Origin of the sequence: Ruegeria sp. EL01, from assembly GCF_900313035.1 — a bacterium.
Taxonomy (GTDB): Bacteria; Pseudomonadota; Alphaproteobacteria; order Rhodobacterales; family Rhodobacteraceae; genus Ruegeria.
Window position 1 is genome coordinate 49,720 of sequence record NZ_OMPS01000018.1, and the last position, 21,770, is coordinate 71,489.

At 56.8% G+C, this 21,770-nt stretch carries 20 protein-coding genes; 11 read left to right on the forward strand and 9 right to left on the reverse strand.

Annotated elements, in window-relative coordinates; all coding sequences use genetic code 11:
- Positions 1 to 116 precede the first annotated feature (116 nt).
- Positions 117 to 884, forward strand: a complete 768-nt coding sequence (locus D9K61_RS09690; RefSeq protein ID WP_120633053.1) for a hypothetical protein — start codon at positions 117 to 119, stop codon at positions 882 to 884.
- Positions 885 to 942: 58 nt separating this feature from the next.
- Complete coding sequence (gene ilvA / locus D9K61_RS09695) at positions 943 to 2,169, forward strand: threonine ammonia-lyase IlvA (RefSeq protein WP_120633113.1); 1,227 nt, start codon at positions 943 to 945, stop codon at positions 2,167 to 2,169.
- A 2-nt stretch (positions 2,170 to 2,171) separates the two neighbouring features.
- Here ilvA and D9K61_RS09700 read toward each other — a convergent pair whose 3' ends face one another.
- Positions 2,172 to 2,507, reverse strand: a complete 336-nt coding sequence (locus D9K61_RS09700; RefSeq protein WP_174235091.1) for an Hpt domain-containing protein — start codon at positions 2,505 to 2,507, stop codon at positions 2,172 to 2,174.
- Between the two features lie 162 nt (positions 2,508 to 2,669).
- Between D9K61_RS09700 and D9K61_RS09705 the strand changes: the two genes are divergently transcribed.
- A complete protein-coding gene (locus D9K61_RS09705; RefSeq protein WP_254055733.1) occupies positions 2,670 to 3,941 on the forward strand; it encodes a PP2C family protein-serine/threonine phosphatase in 1,272 nt (423 codons plus the stop codon).
- Here the strand turns inward: D9K61_RS09705 and D9K61_RS09710 are convergent.
- Positions 3,938 to 4,381, reverse strand: coding sequence for an NUDIX hydrolase (locus tag D9K61_RS09710; RefSeq protein WP_120633054.1), 444 nt, complete (start codon positions 4,379 to 4,381; stop codon positions 3,938 to 3,940). The genes D9K61_RS09705 and D9K61_RS09710 overlap by 4 nt on opposite strands.
- Before the next feature lie 76 nt (positions 4,382 to 4,457).
- Here D9K61_RS09710 and D9K61_RS09715 point away from each other — a divergent pair, with 76 nt between their 5' ends.
- The 8 genes from D9K61_RS09715 to D9K61_RS09750 all read left to right on the forward strand — a co-directional run bounded on the left by D9K61_RS09715 (position 4,458) and on the right by D9K61_RS09750 (position 13,702).
- The gene (locus tag D9K61_RS09715) at positions 4,458 to 5,444 is read left to right on the forward strand and encodes an Hsp33 family molecular chaperone HslO (protein WP_120633055.1); all 987 of its coding nucleotides are present in this window, start codon (positions 4,458 to 4,460) and stop codon (positions 5,442 to 5,444) included.
- Positions 5,419 to 6,033, forward strand: a complete 615-nt coding sequence (locus tag D9K61_RS09720; RefSeq protein WP_120633056.1) for a CoA pyrophosphatase — start codon at positions 5,419 to 5,421, stop codon at positions 6,031 to 6,033. The genes D9K61_RS09715 and D9K61_RS09720 overlap by 26 nt, the downstream gene beginning before the upstream one ends.
- The gene (locus D9K61_RS09725; protein ID WP_120633057.1) at positions 6,030 to 7,184 is read left to right on the forward strand and encodes a CCA tRNA nucleotidyltransferase; all 1,155 of its coding nucleotides are present in this window, start codon (positions 6,030 to 6,032) and stop codon (positions 7,182 to 7,184) included. Before D9K61_RS09720 ends, D9K61_RS09725 begins: the two co-directional genes overlap by 4 nt.
- 197 nt (positions 7,185 to 7,381) lie before the next feature.
- A complete protein-coding gene (locus tag D9K61_RS09730) occupies positions 7,382 to 9,220 on the forward strand; it encodes an ABC transporter ATP-binding protein (protein WP_120633058.1) in 1,839 nt (612 codons plus the stop codon).
- Entirely contained in the window at positions 9,217 to 11,049 is a 1,833-nt protein-coding gene (locus D9K61_RS09735; protein WP_120633059.1) for an ABC transporter ATP-binding protein, read from the forward strand. Before D9K61_RS09730 ends, D9K61_RS09735 begins: the two co-directional genes overlap by 4 nt.
- Positions 11,050 to 11,088: 39 nt before the next feature.
- Positions 11,089 to 12,318, forward strand: a complete 1,230-nt coding sequence (locus D9K61_RS09740) for a class I SAM-dependent RNA methyltransferase (RefSeq protein WP_120633060.1) — start codon at positions 11,089 to 11,091, stop codon at positions 12,316 to 12,318.
- Between the two features lie 21 nt (positions 12,319 to 12,339).
- Complete coding sequence (locus tag D9K61_RS09745) at positions 12,340 to 13,125, forward strand: ion transporter (protein WP_120633061.1); 786 nt, start codon at positions 12,340 to 12,342, stop codon at positions 13,123 to 13,125.
- Between the two features lie 58 nt (positions 13,126 to 13,183).
- A complete protein-coding gene (locus D9K61_RS09750) occupies positions 13,184 to 13,702 on the forward strand; it encodes a murein L,D-transpeptidase family protein (protein WP_120633116.1) in 519 nt (172 codons plus the stop codon).
- Between the two features lie 10 nt (positions 13,703 to 13,712).
- Here D9K61_RS09750 and D9K61_RS09755 read toward each other — a convergent pair whose 3' ends face one another.
- From D9K61_RS09755 to cysQ, 7 genes are all read right to left on the reverse strand, one after another.
- Entirely contained in the window at positions 13,713 to 15,143 is a 1,431-nt protein-coding gene (locus D9K61_RS09755) for a nodulation protein NodH (RefSeq protein WP_120633062.1), read from the reverse strand.
- A gap of 6 nt (positions 15,144 to 15,149) precedes the next feature.
- On the reverse strand, positions 15,150 to 16,850 hold the full coding sequence (locus D9K61_RS09760) for a beta-1,6-N-acetylglucosaminyltransferase (protein WP_120633063.1): 1,701 nt from the start codon (positions 16,848 to 16,850) through the stop codon (positions 15,150 to 15,152).
- Positions 16,847 to 17,833 carry a glycosyltransferase family 2 protein gene (locus D9K61_RS09765; RefSeq protein WP_120633064.1) on the reverse strand — a complete coding sequence of 329 codons (987 nt, stop codon included), beginning with the start codon at positions 17,831 to 17,833 and terminating at the stop codon, positions 16,847 to 16,849. Before D9K61_RS09765 ends, D9K61_RS09760 begins: the two co-directional genes overlap by 4 nt.
- A 186-nt stretch (positions 17,834 to 18,019) precedes the next feature.
- Positions 18,020 to 19,063: a glycosyltransferase family 2 protein gene (locus tag D9K61_RS09770; protein WP_254055734.1), complete on the reverse strand. Its 1,044-nt coding sequence runs from the start codon at positions 19,061 to 19,063 to the stop codon at positions 18,020 to 18,022.
- Between the two features lie 7 nt (positions 19,064 to 19,070).
- Entirely contained in the window at positions 19,071 to 20,054 is a 984-nt protein-coding gene (gene galE / locus D9K61_RS09775) for a UDP-glucose 4-epimerase GalE (protein ID WP_120633065.1), read from the reverse strand.
- A 70-nt stretch (positions 20,055 to 20,124) separates the two neighbouring features.
- Positions 20,125 to 20,925, reverse strand: a complete 801-nt coding sequence (locus tag D9K61_RS09780) for a 3-deoxy-manno-octulosonate cytidylyltransferase (RefSeq protein WP_120633066.1) — start codon at positions 20,923 to 20,925, stop codon at positions 20,125 to 20,127.
- Positions 20,925 to 21,722 carry a 3'(2'),5'-bisphosphate nucleotidase CysQ gene (gene cysQ / locus D9K61_RS09785; protein ID WP_120633067.1) on the reverse strand — a complete coding sequence of 266 codons (798 nt, stop codon included), beginning with the start codon at positions 21,720 to 21,722 and terminating at the stop codon, positions 20,925 to 20,927. Before cysQ ends, D9K61_RS09780 begins: the two co-directional genes overlap by 1 nt.
- Positions 21,723 to 21,770: the final 48 nt, after the last annotated feature.

Here is a 21,770-nt window from a genome sequence, read left to right on the forward strand (position 1 = left end):
CTGGCCCCTAACTGGTTTTGAACGTGGGGGCAAGTTATCAGCGTTGACCCCGCCCGGGAATTAGGGTGAAACGGGCAGAACAAGAACAAGGATTGGTTGAGAGGGCAGGTTTCAGGATGTTGGGTTGGAAGATTTTTGCGCATTCGGTGCGGATGGTGTTCGGGAACCTCAAGCAGGCACTGCAGATAACGGTTGGTCCGGCGCTCATTGCATCAGCGCTCATAGTCGGCTTGTTTATCACGCTGGGCATTCCGTTGGGCGCGTTTGACGGCTCTTCAAGTGCTTCATCAGAAGGGTTCCCGACCGTCGCGTTTCTCGTGTTTCTCTTTGTGGTAATGATCGTGATGATCGTGGTGGCGTTTTGGGTGGCGGTGTCTTGGCATAGGTTCATTTTGCTTGAGGAGTATCCAAGCGGGATCGTTCCTACCTTCAGATTTGACCGAATTCTCGCCTATCTGGGTCGCGCGATGCTGTTGGGTCTTGTCCTGCTTGCCGGATATGTGCCCCTGGCCGTGATTATGATGGGTTTAGCGCAGAGTCTTGGTGCTGCGTTGATCCTTATCGTTATCCCCTACGTCGTATTCCTGATGATCTGTTTCTACCGTCTGGCCATCATCCTGCCATCGGCCGCTATCGGAAACCCGATCACGCTGAGCGAGGCATGGAACAACACCGCCGGTACAGCAGGCGTTATCATTGTTCTGGTTATCTCGGTTGTGGTTTTTCAATTCGCAGTGCAATTGGTTGTTACCCTGCTGACCTTTATTCCGGTTCTGGGCGCCTTTTTGTCGCTGTTTTTTGGAGTGCTCGTTCTGCCGCTGATCAACGTCAGCATCCTGACCACTATGTACGGGGTGTTCGTCGAAAAACGCGAGCTGACCTGATCCTCGTACACATATGTATTCCTTGCCCTTTCAGCTGGGATACGACAGTGAGACCGACATGACCGATTTCATGACCCGCGCCCGCGCCGCTGAACAGGCGATGCGTTCTGTTTTTCCTGCAACCCCAATGCAGCGGAATGTCCATCTGTCTGAACGCTACGGCGCTGATATCTGGCTGAAACGCGAGGATCTGAGCCCGGTGCGGTCGTATAAAATCCGCGGCGCCTTCAACGCTATGCGCAAGCAACCGGGGCAGGATCTGTTCGTTTGCGCCAGCGCGGGCAATCACGCCCAAGGTGTCGCGTTCATGTGCAAGCACATGAACGTTCGGGGTGTAATCTTCATGCCTGTTACGACACCACAGCAGAAAATTCAAAAGACACGCATCTTTGGCGGTGACAACATCGAGATCCACCTGACCGGTGACTATTTCGATGACACGCTTGCAGCTGCTCAGACATGGTGCGCCGAACAGGGTGGGCATTTTCTGTCCCCGTTCGATGATGCGGACGTGATCGAAGGGCAGGCCTCGCTGGCTGTTGAAATTGAGGCGCAGCTGGGTGCGGTTCCAGATCATATCGTATTGCCGGTCGGAGGAGGGGGCATGTCCTCGGGTGTGGCGACATGGTTTGGTGATCGCAGCCATTGCCTGTTCGTGGAACCTGCAGGCGGCGCGTGTTTGCGCGCGGCCCTGGCCGCGGGGCATCCTGTCGCACTAGACCATGTCGACACATTTGTTGATGGTGCTGCAGTGGGTCGGATCGGCGAAAAGCCTTTTGAGTTGCTGCGCAATTGCCACTTGTCAGATGTGCTGACCCTGTCCGAGGATCGTATCTGTACCACCATGATCGAAATGCTGAACGTCGAAGGCATTGTGCTGGAACCTGCAGGCGCGTTGGCGGTCGAGGCGGTCGGCGATATTCAAAGCTTTGTGCGCGGCAAAACCGTGGTCTGCGTGACCTCGGGCGGCAATTTTGATTTCGAACGGCTGCCCGAAGTGAAAGAGCGCGCGCAGCGCTATTCGGGCGTTAAGAAATACTTCATTCTGCGCTTGCCGCAGCGCCCCGGCGCTTTGAAAGAGTTTCTGGGCATTCTGGGCCCCGAAGATGACATCGCCCGGTTCGAGTACATGAAGAAGTCAGCACGCAACTTCGGGTCGGTCCTGATCGGGATCGAAACCCGCAAGCCCGAAAACTTCATGCGCCTGTTTGCTCATCTGGATGATGCAGGCTTTACCTATACTGACATCACCGAGGATGAGACACTGGCGCAGTTCGTGATCTGAGGTCAGGTCAGGTTTGCGGCAAGATCAGCCTCAAACACTGTTTTCGACGCGTCATATGCGGCCAGAATTGCGGGCAGATCTACATCCATGCCTTTACCTGCGGCTGCGTTGCGTTCTCCATCCTGACATAGCTTCGAGAACTGGTCGAACCCAAGGCTCAGCGCGCTGCCTTTGAGGAAATGCAGGTTTTGTTCTAACTCGCGCCGCTCGGTATCCGAGTGCAGGCGCGCGATCACTTCCTGAACTTCATCCAGAAAAATCTCGACCACCTCGTCAAACTCATCCGCGCCAACCTCATCCCGCAATTGTCTGATTCTGGGCCAGTGGATCACGGCCATTCTCCCGCATCGGATCGCGAACACCCTTTGGTACAACGCGCCCGGTAAATAGCCGGTTAAGGCCGGTGAAGTTCGCTGGGCCGTAGGTTTTCACCTGATGTTAAACCCCACAGGATTAGGCTCGCCGTGTTCGCAAAGATGACACAGCGTAGGGGTTGTTGGGTGCAAGGGGCGAGTCTCGAGCAGGCCAATTCAGATTTGGACTTCGGCGCAATCCGTAAGGTGCTGGTCGTCGATGACAGCCGCCTTCAGCGTCGTATTTTGGTCGCGTCCCTTAAGAAATGGGGATTTGAGGTGATCGAGGCGGACAGCGGCGACGCTGCGCTTGATCTGTGTTCCGATGATCCGCCCGATCTTGTTGTTAGTGATTGGGTGATGCCAGGGATGAGCGGGCTGGAATTTTGCCGGTCGTTTCGCGCTTTGGACACCAGACAATACAGCTATTTCATCCTCCTGACATCAAAAAGCGAAAAGCAAGAGGTCGCGCGCGGGCTGGATGCGGGTGCGGATGACTTTCTGATCAAACCGCTTGAAGCGGATGAACTGCGCGCGCGGATTGCAGCCGGGGCCCGCATTCTGGATATGCAGCGCGAGCTTTCTGAAAAGAACCGGATCATCGAAACCGCGCTTGATGAACTTAAGCTGGCCCATGACGCGATCGATAAAGACCTGATGCAGGCGCGAAAGATCCAAGAGTCACTGGTACCCGAACTGACGCAGCGGTTCGGGAAATCACAGGTCAGCCTGCTGCTGAAACCCTGCGGTCATATTGGTGGCGATTTGGTGGGCATGTTCTCACCAGGTGAAAACCGGTTGGGATTCTACAGTATAGATGTGTCTGGTCACGGGATCACTTCGGCGATGATGACGGCGCGGTTGGGCGGGTACCTTTCCAGTCACCATTTCGATCAGAACGTTGCGATGGAGAAGCGGTTCAACAAATTCTTTGCGCTCTTGCCGCCCGAGGATGTTGCTGAAACGCTCAATTCGCGGCTGATGGCCGATGAAGGGATCGAAGAGTATTTTACGATGGTTTACGCCATTGTTGACCTGCGCAACGGGCATCTGAAAATGGTGCAAGCCGGGCACCCCCATCCTTTGCTAGTGCGTCAAGATGGCAGCACCGAATTTCTGGGCGATGGCGGGCTGCCCATCGGGCTTTTGCCGGATGTCTCTTTTCATCAGGTACAAACGCAGCTGCGTCCAGGGGACAAGCTTTTGCTGTATTCAGATGGCTTTACGGAATGCCCCCTCTCGGGCGGAGGAATGTTGGACGAAGAGGGGCTGCGCGAAATGGCTTTGGAATGCGCATCGGGGCCGGGCGGGCCTGAGTTCCTGGATGACATGTTCTGGCGATTGACGCAGATGATGTCCCCAGATGATGGCATGGGCGATGATGTGTCGGCCGTATTGTTCGAATACAACGGGCCCTAAAGCCGCATTAGGTGAAGGCCGGCGAAATGGCGGTCACCGTCATTGCCCAACAGCTCGACCGCGTCGGCGCTATGCATCCAAAGCGCCTCATGAAAGGCTTCGGTCGGCGGACCCATGCAGCGTACTGGGCTGGCGCGATAGATCAGGCAGACCTTCTCGGCCCATAGGTCATATTCAGGCATATAGGTAAAGCGGCGAAATGCGCCGACACGGCGGGGGGCAGCAATCGACCACCCGGTTTCCTCGAAAACTTCGCGATGCAGGGCCGCGACAGGCGATTCGCCCGGGTCAATGCCACCGCCGGGCAATTGCAGATCCGGGCCTGGTTCGGTCTGACATGTCAGCAAAAGATGCCGTCCGCGCGGCAGCAAAGCGTAAACTCCGACCCTTCGTGTGTATGTCCGCCCCGGCTCTGGGGTTTCACCGAACCGCCTGATCATGTATGGCCCCTTAAAACCAAATCTGTTCGACCTATATGGTTGCGGTATGCCAACCCGTGGCGTGTAAGGAAACCCCATGTCTCTTGGAACGAAAATCGCGTGGGACGATACCGTCCTGCCCTTTCAACTTGATGTATCGGATATGCGTGGCCGCGTGGCCCGGCTGGACGGTGTGCTCGACGGCATTCTCAAACAGCACGACTATCCAGAGAAAGTCGAGGCTTTGGTGGCCGAGATGGCCCTGCTGACCGCATTGATCGGTCAGACAGTATCTTTGCGCTGGAAGCTGTCACTGCAGGTGCAGTCCAAGGGCGCCGTGCGCATGATCGCAACCGATTACTATGCCCCTCAGGCTGATGGTGAGCCTGCCCGCGTCCGCGCCTACGCCAGCTTCGATCGCGACCGCCTTACGGACAGCGCGCCGTTCGACCAAGTCGGCGAGGGGTATTTCGCCATCATGATTGACCAGGGCGAAGGCACGCAGCCGTATCAGGGGATCACCCCTTTGGCCGGTGGGTCGCTGAGCGCCTGTGCCGAGGCATACTTTGCGCAATCCGAACAATTGCCAACCCGGTTCTCATTGAGTTTCGGCAAATCCACCGAGCCCGGTGTCGGAGAGCATTGGCGCGCCGGCGGGATCATGTTGCAGCATATGCCAAAGGCCTCGCCTTTTGTGGCGTCAAACGAGGGAGAGGGCGAAATCCTGTCTGCCGAAGACCTCGTTGATGGTGCAGAAGGCGAAAACTGGGGCCGGGTCAACATTCTGCTGAATACGGTCGAGGATCTGGAGCTGATCGGGCCGTCGATTGCGCCGACCGACCTGCTTGTGCGCTTGTTTCACGAGGAACAGCCGCGAGTCTATGATGCGCAATCGGTGCAGTTTGGCTGCACCTGTTCCGAAGATCGGGTGCGCCAGAGCCTGTCGATCTATTCGGCCAAGGACATCGAAAAGATGACCACACCCGAAGGCCAAGTCACCGCCGACTGCCAGTTCTGCGGATCGCATTACGTGCTGGACCCGACGACCGTCGGGTTTGATGCCGAAGACTCCGAAGGTGCATGACCCTTCTGAACAGATCCGGGCGGCCCTGCGCCGCCCCGGTCACGGTTCCAGCGATTTTGACCTGAACCCGGAAACCGTTCTTCCGCCCGGGCGCAAGCTGCGACCGGCGGGTGTGCTGGTGCCAATTTCCGTCATAGATGATGTGCCGCGTCTGATCCTGACCAAACGGTCCTCGGCCCTGAAACATCATCCCGGTCAAATCGCCTTTCCCGGCGGCAAGCAGGATGAGGGCGATGTTGATGTCACGGCAGCAGCATTGCGGGAAGCCCGGGAAGAGATTGGCCTGCCGACCGAACTGCCTGAGGTGTTGGGGTTCTTGCCGACACACGAAACAGTTACGTCCTTTTCCGTAACGCCAGTGGTGGCCATTCTGCGCCAATCCTTCCAGACCGTGCTCGAGACCGGAGAGGTGGACGAGGTATTCTCGGTGCCGCTTGCACATATTTTGGACCCGTCCAATTATGTGGTCGAGTCGCGCAGATGGCGTGGTCAGCGGCGAAAATACTTCACAGTGCCATTCGGCCCCTATTACATCTGGGGTGCAACGGCTCGCATATTGCGGGGATTGGCGGCACGGGTGGGTGAATGAATCAGATTGATGAGCCTTGGGTCTCGGAGCAGTCGACCCAAAAGGTGTGCGCCGCCCTGACTGCAGCGGGCGCGCAGGCCCTGTTTGTCGGTGGGTGCGTGCGCAATGCGCTGTTGGGTGTTCCGGTCTCGGATATCGATATTGCCACGGATGCGCTGCCGGATCAGGTGGTTACGTTGGCAAAAGACGCAGGTTTGAAGGCGATTCCAACGGGAATTGAACATGGCACAGTCACGATTGTCAGCCACGGTATCCCGCACGAAATCACCACCTTCCGTCGCGACGTGGAGACTGATGGCCGTCGCGCTGTGGTGGCCTTTTCTGACAAGGTCGAAGAAGACGCGGCGCGTCGTGATTTCACAATGAACGCGATCTATGCGCAGCCCGATGGGACCATTCTGGACCCATTAAACGGCTTACCGGATCTCGAAAAGCGCCATGTGCGGTTCATAGGCACCGCCGCACACCGTATTTGCGAAGACTATCTGCGGTCGTTGCGTTATTTCCGCTTTCACGCCTGGTACGGCGACCAAGATGCCGGGTTTGACCCTGATGCCCTGGCCGCAATTTCCGAAAACCTGGACGGGTTGGCGTTGCTGTCACGCGAACGCGTTGGGGCAGAGCTGTTGAAACTTTTGGCCGCACCCGATCCCGCACCTTCTGTTGCCGCAATGCGCACCACCGGGGTTTTGGCGCAGTTATTGCCCGGCGCAGATGATCGGGCCTTGGGCCCCTTGATCCATCTTGAACAAGCGTCCTCGACCGAACCAGATCCTGTGCGTCGGCTGGCTGCGATGGTGGCGCCCGAGGATGCAGCAACGCTGCGCCTAAGCCGGTCGCAATTGCAGCGCCTTGCCCGTATGCGGGATGAGGCGCAGGCATCCACAAGTGTCGCGGAACTGGGGTACCGCTATGGCGATGAGGGTGGTTTGCACGAAACCTTGTTGCGCTGCGCGTTCTTTGAACAACCCTGGACCGAAGACCTGAGGCAGGCCTTGCACTCAGGCGCATCAGCCCGTTTTCCGGTCAAAGCCAAAGATCTGATTCCGGAATTCTCCGGTCCGGCGCTGGGCAAGAAACTGGCCGAGCTGGAAGCGCGTTGGATTGCATCGGGATTTACCCTGACCCGCAAAGATTTGCTGGACCGTTAGTGCGAAGTCTCAAAAGGGGATGACAAATCAAATCGAGTGTGGTTACTTGCGCCTGTCACTTGATTTGGAGGGAGGCATGCGAATGTATTACGGGATCTGGTTCGGCTAAAGCCGGAACACTCGACCCGTAGAGGTGGTGTTCTGGCGCCATCTTTCTTCGCACGTCCTATTTATCTTGCTCAATTGGAGCATCCTCCATGTTTCGCTATTTCGAAAACCTTGTAGACCCTTTTGTCGCCTATACGGAATCTGACACACCACCGACGCGGCTGTGGCCATTCATGCTGGATTATTCACAGCCCTTCATGAAGGTCTTTTTCTGGGCCGGGATCATTTCCATCATCGTGGCAAGTGTTGAGATCGGCCTGATCTACTACATGGGTCGCGTTGTCGATCTGCTGGGCGGTACGCCGACAGACGTCTGGCAAAATCACGGGACCGAACTGCTGTGGATGGCCGCATTTATTCTGTTGTTGCGCCCCATTCTGCACCTGGTCGACGTCTTGTTGCTGAACAACACCATCCTGCCGAACTTTGGCACGCTGATTCGCTGGCGCGCGCATAAACACGTTTTGCGTCAATCGGTTGGCTGGTTTGAAAACGATTTTGCCGGGCGCATCGCCAACCGGATCATGCAGACGCCGCCAGCTGCGGGAGAAGTGGTGTTTCAGGTCTTTGACGCGATTTCGTTTTCGCTGGCCTATATGATTGGGGCTGCGATTCTGCTGTATGCAGCGGACGCCCGTTTGCTGATCCCGCTGCTGATTTGGTTGGTGTTTTACGCTGTGCTGGTACGATGGACTGTTAAGCGTGTCGGACCGGCGTCACAAGCAGCCTCGGATGCACGCTCGACCGTGACGGGCCGAGTGGTGGACAGCTATACCAATATCCATTCTGTTAAGATGTTCGCGCATAACACGCAAGAATTGGACTATGCGCGCGAGGCGATCGAAGAAACGCGCCGCACATTCCAGGTTGAAATGCGGATCTTCACGGTCATGGATGCTGTTCTGGTCATCCTGAACGGCCTGCTGATTGTTGGCGTTGTGGGCTGGGCGATTTCCCTGTGGATGCAGGGCAGCGCGTCAGTTGGCGTGGTCGCCGCAGCAACGGCGCTGACGCTTAGGTTGAACGCGATGACCGGGTGGATCATGTGGGCGCTCACCAGCTTTTTCCGCGAGCTTGGGATTGTGGCCGAAGGGATGCAGACGATCGCGCAGCCCGTGGATCTGCTGGACGCTAAAGCTGCCAAGCCTTTGCATCTGACCAAGGGTCAGATCGACATCCGAGATCTGTCACATCACTACGGGCGCGAAACCGGTGGTCTGGATCACATCGACATGACCATTCAGCCGGGTGAAAAGATCGGCCTGATTGGTCGATCCGGCGCCGGCAAATCGACCCTCGTAAAGCTGCTTTTGCGGTTTTATGACGTCGAACGGGGTGCGATCCTGATCGATGACCAGAACATCGCACAGGTCACTCAGGATAGTTTGCGCAGCCATATCGGTATGGTTCAGCAGGACAGTGCGTTGTTGCATCGCTCGGTGCGGGACAACATTCTGTATGGCCGTCCCGATGCCACTGAAGCGCAGATGGTCGAAGCGGCGAAACAGGCCGAGGCGCATGAGTTCATCCTTGATCTGCAGGACCCCGAAGGGCGCACAGGCTATGACGCGCACGTGGGGGAACGCGGTGTGAAACTCAGTGGCGGTCAGCGGCAGCGCGTGACGTTGGCGCGGGTGATCTTGAAAGACGCCCCGATATTGTTGTTGGACGAAGCAACATCCGCCCTAGATTCCGAGGTTGAAGCGTCCATTCAGGAAACTCTCTACGGTATGATGCAGGGTAAAACCGTGATCGCAATTGCTCACCGGCTGAGCACCATCGCTCAGATGGACCGCATTCTGGTGATGGATGGCGGCCGCATCGTGGAAGAGGGTGCGCATTCCGAGCTGTTATCACGAGGTGGTCTTTACGCGCAGTTCTGGGCGCGGCAGTCTGGCGGCTTCATGAACCCGGAGGCCGCTGAATGAGGGTTGCCGACCTCATAAACCCGTTCAAGAACATCGAAACGCCCCCACCACAAACCTTAGGGGCGTTCATTCGCTGGAGCCTGTCCGGCGCGTGGCCAATGCTGTTTATCGCGGCGTTCTTCTCGGCAACCGCTGGCGCAATGGAAGCCGGAACCGCCTGGATTCTCGGTTGGGTGATCGATGTGGCAACCTCTAGCGGGCCCGATGAATTTCTGACCGCGGGCAACATGTGGATGATCTTCGGCGCGGTGGCGTTCTTCATGCTGTTGCGACCCATCCTGTTTGGGCTGTCATCGGTGTCGAACAACTATATCGTCATGCCCAATATCCCGCCCCTGGTTCTGGCCAAGCTGAACCGCTGGACGCTGGGCCAGTCGGTGACTTATTTTGACGACGATTTCGCGGGCCGGATTGCTCAGAAGCAGATGCAAACCTCGAACGCCATGGCCTCGGTCGTGTCCGAAACGATCAGTGCAATTGTCTTCGCTTTGGCCTCGCTTGTGGGTTCTTTACTTTTGTTAGGGTCTATACATCCGCTGGTGATGCTGCCGTTTGTGACTTGGCTTGTGGTGTATTTCCTGCTGGTGCGATGGTATCTGCCGCGCATCCGCAAGCGGTCGGCAGAACGGGCCGGGGCGCGGGCGATGGTGTCCGGGCAGGTGGTCGATACGATCACCAATATCAAAACCGTCAAACTGTTTGCGCACGCGGATTTCGAAGATCTGGCCGCGCGGCACTCGATGGTTGAACTGCGCGAAAGATCGTTAGATTTCGGCAAACTGTCGGCCAGCTTCCGTTTTGTTCTAATGACACTGGCCGGGATTCTGCCGGTCTTGTTGTTGGGCGCCACACTCTGGTTATGGCAGGCAGGCAGTGCAACCGCTGGTGATATCGTTGCGGCGGGTGCCGTTTCCATCCGCATTGCGCAAATGACAGGCTGGGTCAGTTTCACGCTGATGGGTCTGTATGCCAATGTTGGCGAAATCGAGAACGGTATGAAGACGCTGGCCAAACGCGACCGGGTCGAGGACGCATCACAGGCCACTGATCTGCTCGTTACCGAAGGCAGCATCGCCTTCGACGCCGTCAGTTTTGCCTATGGTCGGGATGTCGGGGGTGTCACGGATCTGAACCTGACCGTAAAACCGGGTGAAAAGCTCGGCATTGTTGGTGCGTCCGGGGCTGGGAAATCAACCTTGGTTTCGCTGTTGTTGCGGCTCTATGACGGGGAAAAAGGTGCAATTCGCATCGATGGGCAGGATGTGTCGCAAGTGACCCAGGACAGCCTGCGCCGCCAGATCGGCATGGTCACGCAAGAAACAGCAATGTTCAATCGTTCGGCCCGTGAGAATATCCTCTATGGCCGACCGGACGCCCGAGAGGCTGAGATGGTCGAGGCTGCAAACAAGGCCGAAGCGCATGAGTTCATCCTTAGTCTTCAGGATGCACATGGCCGCACCGGGTATGACGCGCATCTGGGTGAGCGGGGCGTAAAACTCAGCGGGGGTCAACGTCAGCGGATCGCATTGGCCCGTGCCATTCTCAAGGATGCGCCGATCCTGGTGTTGGACGAGGCAACATCAGCGCTTGATTCCGAGGTCGAGGCTTCGATCCAGACCGCGTTACACCGGGTGATGCAGGGCAAAACGGTTCTGGCCATAGCGCATCGTCTTTCGACGCTCAGCGAAATGGATCGGATCATCGTGTTGGACCATGGTCATATCGTGGAAAGTGGTTCCCATGACGATTTACTGGAACACGGCGGGCTTTATGCGCGGTTCTGGCATCGTCAGTCGGGCGGGTTCATTCAGGCCGAAGCCGCCGAATAAGGGTTTTGTTGCAGGTAATCCCCCGGTATCAGGCCACCTATGACACGACAATTCACTATAAACCGCCTTGGGCATCAGGGCGATGGCATCGCGGATGGCCCGATCTATGCGCCGCGCACCCTGCCGGGTGAGGTGGTCAGCGGTACGCTGCTTGGCCAACTCCTGACCGATATTCGGGTGGACACCCCCTCCGATCATCGGGTGAAGGCGCCGTGCCGGCACTACAAAGCGTGCGGGGGGTGCCAGTTGCAGCATGCGTCTGATGCGTTTGTTGCAGATTGGAAAGTCGACATTGTGCGCAACGCGCTGGCCGCGCAGGGGTTAGAGGCGCATATGCGCCCGATCCAGACGTCGCCTGAACGATCCCGCCGCCGGGCCACGATCACTGTGCGTCGGACAAAAAAGGGCACGCTGGCCGGGTTTCATGGGCGCGCATCAGATACCATCACGGAAATTCCTGACTGTCACTTGCTGGATCCGGCCCTGATCGCCGCAATTCCGGTGGCCGAGGCGTTAGCTGTTTTGGGCGGCAGTCGGAAAGGGACTCTTGCCGTCACGCTGACCCTGTCTGAGGGTGGTTTGGATGTTGCCGTCAAAGGCGGCAAGCCGCTGGATGGGCCTTTGGAACTGGCGCTGGCGTTGGCCACGGAAAGGCACGCGCTTGCGCGGCTCAGCTGGGATGGCGAAGTGATTGCTATGCGCCACACCCCTGTTCAACGGTTTGGAGATGTCGCGGTCGTGCCCCCTTCGGGCGCGTTTCTGCAGGCGACGAAAGACGGAGAACAGGCTCTATTAAGGGCTGTTTTGGAAGCAACCCAAGGTGCTAAGCGTGTGGCCGACCTATTTGCAGGCAGCGGAACGTTTTCGTTGCCGCTGTCACTAGGCGCCGAAGTCCACGCTGTTGAAGGCGAGGCGGCGATGATGCAGGCGCTGGATCTGGGCTGGCGCAGGGCACAGGGCCTCAAACGCGTAACGACCGAAGCGCGGGACTTGTTCCGACGTCCGTTGATGCCGGATGAACTTAAGCGCTTCGACGCCGTCGTACTGGATCCGCCGCGTGCGGGGGCCGAGGCGCAAGTGGCCGAACTGGCTCGGGCCCGCCGCCCGGTGGTTGCCTATATCTCGTGCAACCCGGTGACCTTTGCGCGCGACGCTAAGTCCCTTGTCGATGTCGGATACACCCTTAAATGGGTACAGGTTGTTGACCAATTTCGGTGGTCGTCACATACGGAACTTGCCGCGCGGTTTGTGCTGAACCCCGGATCTTGAGCAGACAGGAGAGAGCGAGACATGGGGTTCAATCAGCGCTTGCTGGCCATCATCGAAGCGCCAGCCTTCGGGCGGTTCATTACCGGTGTCATTATCTTCAATGCCGTGCTTTTGGGAATGGAGACCTCTCCCACGCTGATGGCACAAGCGGGCCCTTTGATCGTGTTTCTGGACAGTATTTGTCTGGGCATCTTTGTTATCGAGATCGGGGTGAAGCTGATCGCCACTGGTCGCAGGTTCTTTACCAGCGGTTGGAATATCTTTGATTTCCTGATCGTTGGGATCGCGCTGGTTCCGGGCGGTGGTGGGCTGTCCGTTTTGCGGGCCCTGCGTATCCTGCGGGTACTACGTGTCATATCAGTCGCGCCACGCCTGCGTCGAGTGGTCGAAGGCTTTATCTCGGCCCTGCCGGGTATGGCCAGCGTTTTTCTGTTGATGGCCATCCTGTTCTATATTGGCGCTGTGATCTCGACCAAACTGTTCTCGGCCACGTTCCCAGACTGGTTCGGCGATCTGGGTCTGTCGGCCTATACGTTGTTCCAGATCATGACGCTGGAAAGCTGGTCGATGGGCATTGTTCGCCCGGTGATGGAGGTGTACCCCTACGCTTGGCTGTTCTTTGTTCCCTTCATCATGGTCACGACATTTGCGGTGGTGAACTTGCTGGTCGGCCTGATCGTAAATTCGATGCAGGATGCCCATCATGCCGAAGATGAGGTGAAAACCGATGCCTATCGGGATGAGGTAATTGCGCGGCTTGAAAACATCGAACACCATTTAATTGGGCAGCCGAACAGCAAAAAGTGATTTCAGTTTCTATTTTTTTGGCATAATGACTGAAAAAAAGAAGCAGGCAGTGAAAAAAATGGATCGTCGAGTATTTGGATTGGGCGCTATGGCAACGCTGAGCCTTTCGGCTTGTGCCTCAGCTGGCCCGAGAATTTTAACTTACAATGGGCCCGAGGTGACCTCGCTTGTGGTGAACAAGGGCTCGCGCAGACTTTATCTTCTTCATAATGAGCAGGTCCTTCGGGAGTATGAAGTTGATTTGGGATTTGCGCCCAACGGGACCAAGATCAAACGCGGTGATGGTCGCACCCCTGAGGGTACATATCTGATCGACCGCCGAAACCCCCGCAGCCGGTATCACCTGTCGCTGGGCATCTCTTATCCCGACTCGCAGGACATCGCATCGGCGAAAGCTGCAGGCGTTGATCCGGGCGGGGATATCTTCATTCATGGTCAGCCCAATCTGCGGTCTGAATTCAAGCGCGCGAAAAAGACGCCGGATTGGACGGCAGGCTGTATCGCGGTGAAGAACGACGAGATTGAAGAGATCTATGCGATGGTCAATCGCGGTACGCTGATCACTCTGCGCGCTTAGCTTTTGGTGATTACGGTCTCCATTGGCCAAATCCAAATTGCAGATAGTCGCGGTGATACGCCTCGGCTGCCAACGCCTCGAGTTGTTCGTCGTAAATCTGGGCGAGCGTATAGGGCGTATCTTCTGCGCGCACAGCTGGTTCAGGCGGGTTTGAGTGCCCCATTGAACGACCGAGCGCTGGCAAGGCCGTTCCCAGTTCCTCTTCTCGCAGGATCAGATCTGGCATGGCGAACCCCGACATCCCCTCGATCACCAAAGACTGACTGCACCAGGCTCCGTCTACGCGGATCGGCGTCTGGCCATCCAGGTTGTGGCGCAGAAAGGTCAGAAAGGCAGCAAATGCCTCATAGTGCTGGTCGATGGAATAGTTGTTGTCCCGCACTTGTCCCGGGATTGGCAATTTGAACCGATTGCGCAGCGTGTGCCGGATCACCTGATAGCTGCCCGGCCCCTTGTTCAGAATACGGCTGCAAAAGGCGGTGTGCGCCCGGGCCAACGGGTGGCGTAGAACCGTGAATTTGCGATGCCCCGTTTGGGATTGCATCCATGCGCGGGTTTGCTTGCGACTGCGATCCGTGATCAGCTCTTCGGGGCCGCTTTCGTCCAGTTTCGCCAGCCAATCCCTGATCACCGGCTCAACACCGCTGCGGATGGGCAGATACATAAGTGGGGTTTTGGTCGCAGCCACATAAAGTGCCGCTGCCGGACCGCGCCGGGGTTCAAAATTCGGGGTGCGGTGCAGGTTGAACCAATCCACTCCTACCAGCGATTGTTCCATATCGTCCGGATTGGTCACCTTTGACAAAGGTGCGGCCGGGTTTTGCGGCTTTAGCGTATCGTCCAATTGATCCAGACGCCCTTCAACACCCAACCACCCAGCCAATCCATTCAGGACATTCAGCTGGTTCAGATCGTCGTAACCGATGTAAAACGCGGTCTGGCCGGATTTCTGCAGGTGGTTTAGCAGAAACTCCTGATGGCGCTGCAGGTTATCGAGATAGCCTGCAAATTCTTCGGGATCAAATTCAACCTGCGCGTCCAGGCGGCGTTTGATGTTCTTCAGTTGCCACTGTTTGGTCGCGCGCGCAATTTTCAGCGAAAGATAGCTGTCCAGCGGATTGCGGGTCAGTATGATCTTGGCGCATTTAGGATCGTTTAGCGCAGGCTCAAGAACCCGCGGATCGTGATCCTGGAAATAGCGGAAGCCGTTCAGGCATCCCGGGGCTGACTGAATGGCATTGATCAGTTGTGTTGGGTCAGTGTCGCGTTCAGCCAGCGAAACACCCAGCAGGTCTTCGGATTTTAGTCGGCCGATGAAATGTGGGTTGAACGCCTCACCATGGCAGGTAATGCCGTCAATTGCATTCAGATTGGCTTCCAACAGGTTCGAGCCAGTGCGCATTGCGGCCAGAACGATGAAGTAGTCGAACTTGGCTGACATCGGCGATCACTGCACCAGATAGGGTTTGCGGTAGGGTTTGGTCTGGGTTCCGAACACATCATCGGCGGGGAAATCACCCATCAGGTACGGGTGCATTCCTTGGTTCTTCAAGTTCTGCAGGAACTGACCGAACCCGGACAGGTCGACCATTGTCGGGGCTTCGGTCACGTGGCTTGCCTGCTGTGTTCCGATTTCATCGATAATGCTTTGCAATGGCTCCATCGGGGATTCGATGAACTCTGCCAGGGTCCAACTGCGCATCCGGGCTTTGGTCCAGACCGAGGTCAGAATCTCGAGCTGTTTGGATTCGATCTGCTGCAGTCGGGCGGCTTCGGTTCGGATATCTGCGAAATTCATGTTCGATCGGAATAGGTTTATTGCCCAAGCCCCGGTGATCACCGATATTTGGGCGTTTTTGTCCCGTGCCAGTAACCAGTTGATGTCCTGTGTGTCCGATGGTCCAAACTGAAAACACTGGCGTTCGCCGCGCGTGTTCCAGATCAAGTTCGACAGAAACGCCGTCGGGTTATAGTCGCGCAAAGTTGCACTGTCGCTGAGCGCACCATTGGTGATGGTTTCACCTTGCGCAAACTCTGCCCGGTCAGGGCCAAACAAATGTCCGTGGATCTTGGCACCGGTGGTGTCTGACAGCCAGGCTTCGAACCCGTCGAACACTTCGGAGAAACCTTGAAACACGCAATACGGGGATGAGGTCAGGCCGTTTTCGCTGCCATGCCTGGGAAAGCGGCTTTGCATGTACAAGCCATCGCGGCCATGCGTCCGCCGTTCAACTGCCTTGGCGAACACCCGGTCGATCTTGCCGGGATTGGGCTCGGCTGGTTTCATAGCCCCGGCCTGATCGGTCAGAAAGGACTGGTATAGCCGATCCGCGCGCCACCAGATTTTCCGGGCGACAAAGCAATCCGACCGGCGCAAAAGCTGCAAATGATCATCATAAAAGATATGTGGTCGTCCCTGATAGTCGAATTTCGACAGGGTTAGCGACCGGCTTTCGATATGGGTCGAATACAGCCGCGCCAGAGTTTGAAAGTAGCTTTCGTCCGGGATCCAGACGTGCCGAAAATACGCGTCATAAAGCTTGCGCTTCGGATCCTGCAGGACCGCTGACAATGTTTGGCGGGTCAGGCACCACCACTGACTGCCCATATGCGGCATCAATCCTTCGGGTATCCGGCGGCGGATGCCCAGCGCGCGTTGCACTTTGACATAGGTGTCAAACAGTTTGCGATGTTTGCGCCATGAGAATGGGAAGCGCAGCGTGAAACGTTCATGATCCAAGCCGCCTATGGTCCAACTGACATCAGCTGTTGTTGCGCTTTCGATAAAATCAACACGGGGTCGATCTGCAAGATAGTCGATCAATTCTTGGACTGGGCGCAAAGGCAGACAGGCACCCGAGGACAGAAACACGTGGCGGACATCAGGGAATGATTCGAGCAGCAGTTCGGACGCGCGTTGCGAGGCGGCGACGATACCCCAGCCGCCCCAGTCGCAGATATGCCGGTTCGAGAAGACGATCAGCGGATTGTCCGCGCAAGAGGAGACAAATCTGGAATAGTCTACGTCTGGCACTTTGCGATCGACATGAATCACGACAGGGCACCCGGCTGCAGTCCAGTGTCGTGCCACCTGTTCGGCGCGGTCCAGTGCCGTGTGCACCAGCATGACGATGCCAAGGCCGCTCATGCCCAATTTCCTTTTGACATAAGACCAAGGATCTCAAGCTGTCGCCAATTGATGAACTTCTCGGAACAGGTGCACCAGAACACGGGTTTGTCCGCAAGCTGTTGCGCATAGGCTTTGTATTCGTCGGACCCGCGATAGTGCTCTCCGCGCTGAAGCTCCTCATGCGCTTTGTCGCCCAGGGTATCGATCAGCTTGGCATGCAATAATGCGCCGCTGGTCTTTTCTCCGCCCCACTCGTCATAGACCTGGTTCAGGCCGCGCGGCAAAAGCGAATGGGTCGAGCTGACATAGGCGTAGCGCCGATCCCATTTGACCAGTGGGATCTTGTTAAGCGCTGGGGCTTTGGCCGGAGTCTCATGAAAGAACACGCGCGCGCGCGGCCCGCCCTGAATCCAAAGGTTTTTGTAATCTGGATTCTTGGTGATCGTGTAGTTTCCGGCATCAAACCAACGTGCGATATCAAATGGGTTTTGCCCTTCGGTGTAAGGCTCGGCGTCCACTGGCCCCTCAGGGTACATGTCAATCAACATAGTGCCAAAGCTGCGCACGGAGCAGCCGTCCAGCCAGTCGGTTAAGGCGCGGATCGGTCGTGTGTCGCAAAACGGGTAGATAAAGAACTCATCCGGATCAACAGTCAGAACCCAATGCCCATGTGCATATTTCCGGAGCAGGTAGTTCGACCAGTCCAGCCCATAGGACGCTTTCTTGTAACTGGTCTTTGTGCGCCAGACCGAGACATCGGGCTGCGCCTGCAAAAACTCAAAGCTGCCGTCATCGCTGTCATTGTCGACAAACAGAAAGTGATTGATGCCCAGCTTGCGGTAGTAATCCAGAAGGAAAGGCAGGCGGATCTTCTCGTTCCGGATGACACTCATCAACAGGATATCATCCGGACGGATCGCCGCTGTATTGGTGCTGGCCGGCTTTAATTCGCGTCGTTTCTTAACACATCGCAGAATACGGCGCTTGCGCCGCAATCTCATTCGATATGATCCCCATAGGCTCACGCGACTGCCCAACCTTTTGTTTAACGCGAGCGTTCCCCGGGTCTGCCAAGACGTGTTTGGCACCAGGGTCGTGCTGATTTATGCCATTTATGCATCTTGCAAAGCAATGGATTTAAAAGCCGTTAGTGACGAGCATGGTTTTTATGCCCTTGTTTTCTGTGGTCATTCCCATCCTCCGGCGCTCATCAGACCCATTTGCTGCAACTGTGCCCAGCCCGTGTATTCTGTGGAGTGTGGGGTCCACATGTCCGGGCAATTAATTATCTCATCATAGTATGGCCCGAATTGGTCCGGATCGTGAAAATGTTGCCGCCGCTGCTTTTCGATTTCCGACTTTTCGACAATTTCCGGTAGAAACTTTGTATGCAGCAAGACGCCGGACGGTGTTTCTCCACCGGGCCCGTCATAGGCCGCGTTCAGGTTTCGGGGCAAAGCGGAATGACAGGAATTCACGAAAGCATAGCGGCGCGACCATCGCACCAGTGGAATTTTGTTTAAAGTCGGAGAGCACTGCCGCACCTGCGTAAAGAACATGCGTTCGCGCGCACCGCCCTGCACCCAAAGATTGCCCACCGGGCTTTGCCGCTCTGTGCGATACGGCCCGGAATCGAACCACTTCAGCACTTTGACCGGGTCGGTTTCGGGATCATAGGTTTGGGACCCCAGTGGACCCTTGGGGTACAGATCCAGAATCAGTGTACCAAATGCTTGGCGCCCCTGTTGATCCAGCCAAGCGGTAAGATCATGCAACGAGCGGTGCTCGTGATTGGCGTAGATCAACAACTCATCGGCGTCGACCATCAGGCTCCAATGTCGGTGGCCGTACCGCATTTGCAACCCCGTCAGCCAGTCGAGCCCGTACCGGGACGCACGATAGCTGGTATGGGTCTGCCACAGTGAAACGTCCGGCTGATCCAACAGGTATTCAGTTGACCCATCGTCGCTGCCATTGTCCACAATCAGAAAATGATCGACACCCAACCGACGATAGTGGCGAAAAAACCAGGGCAGGCGGGTGATTTCGTTGCGCAGCGTCGTAAAGATCAAAATGTCGCCGCGCTTGATTGTACGCGTTCGGTCGAGCAGGCAAGACAGCTGCTTTTGGCTGTGCCATGACCTCCACAACAGGCGGCGGCGTTTCCAGCGCAGACGGTACTTCCGCGCCCAGCCGATATGGGGGAGCATCTGTGCCGCGTTGCCGGTCACGGGGCCCTCATTTCTCGTAGTGGCCGTTCTGGTGCCAACGCCAAGCATCTGAGATCATGATCTCTAGTGTAGAGCGTTTGGGTTTCCATCCCAACTCGGTCTCGGCACGGACCGAGCCCGACACCAGTTTGGTGCAGTCTCCGGCCCGACGGGTGCCAACGGTGTAGGGAACCGGGCGATTGGTCACGGATTTGGATTGTTCAATGACCTCCAAAACCGAAAAACCAGACCCCGTGCCCAGGTTGAACACCCGGCTGTCCTTGCCTTGTTCCAGCCAATCCAACCCAAGAACATGGGCATCCACCAGATCGCAGACATGGACATAATCGCGAATGCAGGTGCCGTCCGGCGTTTCGTAGTCTGTACCAAAAACGGTCAAGCCATCCCGCTTCCCGTCAATCGCATCCAGCATCAATGGAACAAGGTGAGTTTCGGGCCGGTGGAACTCGCCAACCTCACCTTCGGGGTCCGCGCCAGCCACATTGAAATAGCGGAAGATCACGTGGCGCAACCCGTGCGCGGCTTCAAAATCCTTCAGAATGTCTTCGATCGCGCGTTTTGAGGCGCCGTAGGCATTCAACGGATGCTGGGATGTGTTTTCATCCAGAACCACATTGTCATGTTCACCATAGGTGGCGCAGGTCGACGAGAACACAAAATCCAGACACCCGGCCGCAACAGCGGCTTCGATCAGGGACAATGATCCCGAAACGTTGTTAGACCAGTATCGCCCCGGTTCCTGCATCGCCTCACCCACCTGGCTGATCGCTGCAAAATGCATAACGGCCACCGGATTGTGCTTGGCGAAAACCTCGTCCAGCCGTGCCCGGTCCAGCAGATCGCCCTGTTCGAACGGTCCGAATTTCACCGCATCTTGCCAGCCAGTGACCAGATTGTCATAGGTCACCGGATTATATCCTGCCTGCGACAACACTTTGCAGGCATGGGACCCGATGTAGCCAGCGCCACCGGTTACGAGAACAGTCTTCATATGTCGCCCATAGAGTCAGAGTTGAAGGTTGCTATGCTGTCGGAGTGGCGAACGTCAGGGGGAAAAGCGGTCAATCCAGACCCATATCTGCCATCATCGCTTCGATCTTAGGCACGTCTTGGGGGTTGTTGAGCTCCCAGAACTGACGTCCCTTTGACTCAACCTCAACGCACAGAACCTTGCGGCCATTTTCCATGAATCGCAGTTGTTCCAGCCCCTCCAGTTGTTCCAGCGGACCCACTGGCCAATCCGGATAAGATGTCAGCGCGTCCGGGCGATAGGCGTAGACGCCAACGTGATGAAAGACGGGGGTTGGGTCGGTGCCCGCATAGGTTTGCGCCGTGAACGGTACAACCTCTTTCGAGAAGTACATGGCGCTGTGGTCGCTGGCGAAAACAGCAGTTGTGCCGCCAACATGATCATGTTTGCGGTCGTTCAAAAGCCCCCTCAGCGCGTCTCCGTCGCAGCGCAGAACGGGTGTTGCGACACCCGCATCTGGCGCTGCGCGCAGGCCCGAGATCAGGTCCTCGACAAACCAATGTGGTGTTAGCGGGGCGTCGCCTTGGAGGTTGACGACGATGTCATACCCGCCGCCCAACACGTCATGAGCTTCGGCACATCGTTCGGTGCCATTGCCACAGGCCTCGGATGTCATCACAACCTCGGCCCCGAACGCTTCGGAAACGTCGCGGATGCGATCATCATCTGTGGCAACGATCACCCGGTCGGCGCCGGACACGGATTTCGCCGCGCGCCAGGATCGTTCGATCAATGTCATCGCAACCCCGTTTGCGCCGGTCAGCGGCACCAGGGGTTTGCCTGGATAGCGGGACGAGGCGTAGCGGGCGGGAATGGCAATCAGGACTGACATCAGGCCTCCTTCAGGTCTACACCCGGGGCGTAGGCGATGAAAAACGGGTTCGCATACCCGTCCTTGCCGTAGGTTAGCACCGAGTGATCGTCAAAACGCACCACTTTGCCACCCGCACCAGCCAGCACGGCGTGACCGGCGGCCGTGTCCCATTCCATCGTACGCCCAACACGGGGGTAGATGTCAGCCTCACCTGTGGCGATTAGACAGAACTTGAGCGACGAGCCCGCGCTTTTGCTGTCGTGAACCTGATACTTGTTGATGTAATCGTCGGTGGCCTGATCGCGATGAGATTTGGACGCCACAATCAAAAGCGCCGAATTGTCAGGGTCCGACACGGAAATTGGTGTCACCGCACCCGGCTGATCCTTGTCCAGGGCTCCGGTTTCCTCGACCGACTGGCCATCAGCTTGGGTATAGAACATGCGATCACGGGCAGGGGCGTAAACAACGCCGCGGGTAGGTACTCCGTTCTCGACCAGAGCGATGTTCACCGTGAAATCGCCGCGTCGGTTGATGAATTCTTTGGTGCCGTCCAGCGGATCGACGATCAGGAACGTATCGCCCTTTTCGGTATGCGAAGCAGCCTGTTCTTCTGTCACCAGCAGAATATCAGGAAACGCCTCGCGCAATCCGGCGGAAATCAGGGAGTCGGCAGCTTCGTCAGCCTCGGTCACCGGGCTGGAATCGGATTTGACTTTGACGTCAAAATCATCCGACTGGTAGATCTCCATGATCTTGTCGCCGGCTTCCAGGGCCAAACGTCGGATGACGGGAATGAGGGCGTCATAGGTCACAAAAATGCTCCGTTCCTGTGGTTTGTTGATCCAAACTCATGACGGACT

Coding starts and splice junctions, on each gene's coding strand:
- D9K61_RS09690 (WP_120633053.1), top strand. CDS start 117: ATGTTGGGTTGGAAGATTTTTGCGCATTCGGTGCGGATGGTGTTCGGG.
- ilvA (WP_120633113.1), top strand. CDS start 943: ATGACCGATTTCATGACCCGCGCCCGCGCCGCTGAACAGGCGATGCGT.
- D9K61_RS09700 (WP_174235091.1), bottom strand. CDS start 2,507: ATGGCCGTGATCCACTGGCCCAGAATCAGACAATTGCGGGATGAGGTT.
- D9K61_RS09710 (WP_120633054.1), bottom strand. CDS start 4,381: ATGATCAGGCGGTTCGGTGAAACCCCAGAGCCGGGGCGGACATACACA.
- D9K61_RS09715 (WP_120633055.1), top strand. CDS start 4,458: ATGTCTCTTGGAACGAAAATCGCGTGGGACGATACCGTCCTGCCCTTT.
- D9K61_RS09720 (WP_120633056.1), top strand. CDS start 5,419: ATGCCGAAGACTCCGAAGGTGCATGACCCTTCTGAACAGATCCGGGCG.
- D9K61_RS09725 (WP_120633057.1), top strand. CDS start 6,030: ATGAATCAGATTGATGAGCCTTGGGTCTCGGAGCAGTCGACCCAAAAG.
- D9K61_RS09730 (WP_120633058.1), top strand. CDS start 7,382: ATGTTTCGCTATTTCGAAAACCTTGTAGACCCTTTTGTCGCCTATACG.
- D9K61_RS09735 (WP_120633059.1), top strand. CDS start 9,217: ATGAGGGTTGCCGACCTCATAAACCCGTTCAAGAACATCGAAACGCCC.
- D9K61_RS09740 (WP_120633060.1), top strand. CDS start 11,089: ATGACACGACAATTCACTATAAACCGCCTTGGGCATCAGGGCGATGGC.
- D9K61_RS09745 (WP_120633061.1), top strand. CDS start 12,340: ATGGGGTTCAATCAGCGCTTGCTGGCCATCATCGAAGCGCCAGCCTTC.
- D9K61_RS09750 (WP_120633116.1), top strand. CDS start 13,184: ATGGATCGTCGAGTATTTGGATTGGGCGCTATGGCAACGCTGAGCCTT.
- D9K61_RS09755 (WP_120633062.1), bottom strand. CDS start 15,143: ATGTCAGCCAAGTTCGACTACTTCATCGTTCTGGCCGCAATGCGCACT.
- D9K61_RS09760 (WP_120633063.1), bottom strand. CDS start 16,850: ATGAGCGGCCTTGGCATCGTCATGCTGGTGCACACGGCACTGGACCGC.
- D9K61_RS09765 (WP_120633064.1), bottom strand. CDS start 17,833: ATGAGATTGCGGCGCAAGCGCCGTATTCTGCGATGTGTTAAGAAACGA.
- galE (WP_120633065.1), bottom strand. CDS start 20,054: ATGAAGACTGTTCTCGTAACCGGTGGCGCTGGCTACATCGGGTCCCAT.
- D9K61_RS09780 (WP_120633066.1), bottom strand. CDS start 20,925: ATGTCAGTCCTGATTGCCATTCCCGCCCGCTACGCCTCGTCCCGCTAT.